The 2,385-nt window shown below is 43.0% G+C and carries 3 protein-coding genes; all 3 read right to left on the bottom strand.

Translation table 11 applies throughout. The annotated features are described in order from the left end of the window. A partial coding sequence (locus ACFIJR_RS08835; protein ID WP_375654044.1) for a hypothetical protein occupies positions 1 to 230 on the bottom strand: 230 nt, incomplete at its 3' end. A 9-nt stretch (positions 231 to 239) separates the two neighbouring features. Next, positions 240 to 1,367 carry a phage tail protein gene (locus ACFIJR_RS08840; RefSeq protein ID WP_375654045.1) on the bottom strand — a complete coding sequence of 376 codons (1,128 nt, stop codon included), beginning with the start codon at positions 1,365 to 1,367 and terminating at the stop codon, positions 240 to 242. Positions 1,368 to 1,374: 7 nt separating this feature from the next. Continuing rightward, the coding region (locus ACFIJR_RS08845; protein ID WP_375654046.1) for a phage tail protein at positions 1,375 to 2,385 on the bottom strand (1,011 nt) is incomplete at its 5' end.

A 2,385-nucleotide genomic window follows, 5' to 3' on the forward strand; every position in this document is an offset into this window, starting at 1 on the left:
AGTACTTCGTCTAATGAACACTCTTTCAAATCTTCAAACTCTTCTCTTAAAGCCTCTAAGCGCTTCTCTAAATCTTTTAACGATCCATCAAGCTCGCTTTTCAAAGCTGCTTTCAGTAAATCAAAAACGCCATTAAGCGGCGCATGCACAAATCCTCCCCCCGAATACAAAACGACCCGTACTTGAGACGGGTCGCTAATCTCTGATATAGCAAACGGTTTTAATGACATTTCAACTCCTCATGTCTTGATCCCATAAACTACACTCACATTAACGGGGCGCGTTTCAACACCACCAACCCTCTCTGCCATAAGGTGATGTTCATGATGCTCTCTGTCATTTAGACCTTCTGTTATAGGCGTGGAATAATATAAAAAATTAGCAAACGGGCTCCTGATAAACCAAGGTAAACGCGGCGGCTTATCTTTTTCTGTAAACCAAAATGGAACCTCTGAAATGCCCACTATTCGGTCAAATTCTTCATGACATTTCTTTAAGCTATCCCCACTCAAACCTACACACTCTTCGTCTATAGCTCTCTTTCGCCTTTGCAAGTGAGCTTCAGAAGAAGAAACATCTCGTTTTTTTCGAGAAGAAAGACCTTCTGATGACTCCGGACCTATAAAATGTTCATGCGCTTTTAAAGAACAGCCTTGCTGACTTGCAAAAGAACGCCAAGGGTCTAGATTGCGTTCATTATCAAGTCCCCGTAAAAACATCCCCCGAAAATCGGGAACATTAAACGTCGTGGCGCCATCCCCTTCTCCCCACGTCGTTCCTATGACACAAAATAAATCCCAATAAACATACCGTGAATAAGCACGCCCATCACATGGCAACCAACCATCCGGCAAGCGCTCCATTGCAAACGGTCCTATCAGACCAGTGGGTAAGCGTTTTAAGGAAGAAACTTTGCCCCTTGTCGGGTTGAGAACTTGCCAACCGGTTATATCTTCATCATACACAAGCGTATAAAGACAACCATCTTGTATCTCTCCTCCCGATAAGGCTAATAAACCGGTTTCTGTCGCCTTATAAACGGGCTTACCGGCTAAATTATTTAAAGCAATTGTTGTCGCCCCAACATTCTTACCCTTCGCTTTAAAACAAACCGATATGCCATTCTTATACTCTAAAAATGCCGATTGGCTTAGAAGCCTTATCACGCTCGTCTTTTGGTTATTATCAACCGTCACAATCCCTTCAAGCACGCCGCCCGTATCCGATAAATACTCTCTTATCCTTTGCATCATAAAACGAGCGCTATTATTAACCGTGTTAGGGTGCTGTCCCTCTGACCAATTAATTAAAGCATCAGCCCCACCATTTTCAGATGCCGTTAAAGACCAATCATAAATCGTGGACATCTAAACCTCACGTCTTGATTCCAAACACAACACTCATATTAATCGGGCGCGTCTCACTTACACCTGAACTTGCCAATGCAACATCACGCATATGAAGGTGGGAATGGGGAAAGGCGAGCTTATGGTGCACGCGTATATCCTCTGCCCTCACGCCCAAACGTTCGGCAAGTTTCAATCTTTGCTGGTCATTCAACACATATCCCCAGATGATCGTCAAATCACCATGCCAACTCTCTTCCTGATTTTCATCATTCAAAATCGTAAAGGATTGACCACTATGATCATGCTTTCTCATAGCGTCATTTTGTAAAGTGCCAAGATAACGAAAGCGGTCTATCTCGCGGTCATCATCAACACCTCGTAAAAAAACACCACGCAAATCGGGAACGTTAAACTTGTTCCAAGTATCAGCTCCACCCCATCTGATCCCTATTGCATCATAAAGAGCAGGATAATCACTGCGCAAATAAGCCTTCCCATCACAGAGTAACCAGCCCTCTGGCAAAACTTGCATCCCAAAAATCCCTATCGTCCCCGTAGGATAAACGGGAATAACCGGTTCTTGTGATAAAGAAAGAGGCGTAGGATTTAAAACTTGCCAAGCATGATCCCTATAAACCAATGTATAAATGCACCCTTGTTGGATTTCACCTCCAGATAATGCACGAATGCCTAATTCCGTCGCCTTATAAACAGGTTTAGCGGCTAAATCATTCAAGGCAATTGCGGTTTCCCCAATATTCTTACCTTTTGCTTTAAAATATATTGATATCCCATTCTTATATTTCAAAAAATGCGATTTGCTTTGAAGTCTTATCAACGTCGTCTGTTGTTCAGCATCAACCGTAAAAGTGCTTTCAATCACACCACTCGTATCGGATAAATATTCACGCACACGCTGCATCATCATACGGGCGCTGTTATTCACGCTGCTAGGGCGCTGTCCTTTTGACCAATCAATCAAATCATCACAATAGGCATTCAAGGAGGCATTTAAAGACCAATCATAGATCGTCGA

This window comes from Bartonella sp. OD88NMGDW (assembly GCF_042193775.1).
GTDB classification, from domain to species: domain Bacteria; phylum Pseudomonadota; class Alphaproteobacteria; order Rhizobiales; family Rhizobiaceae; genus Bartonella; species Bartonella grahamii.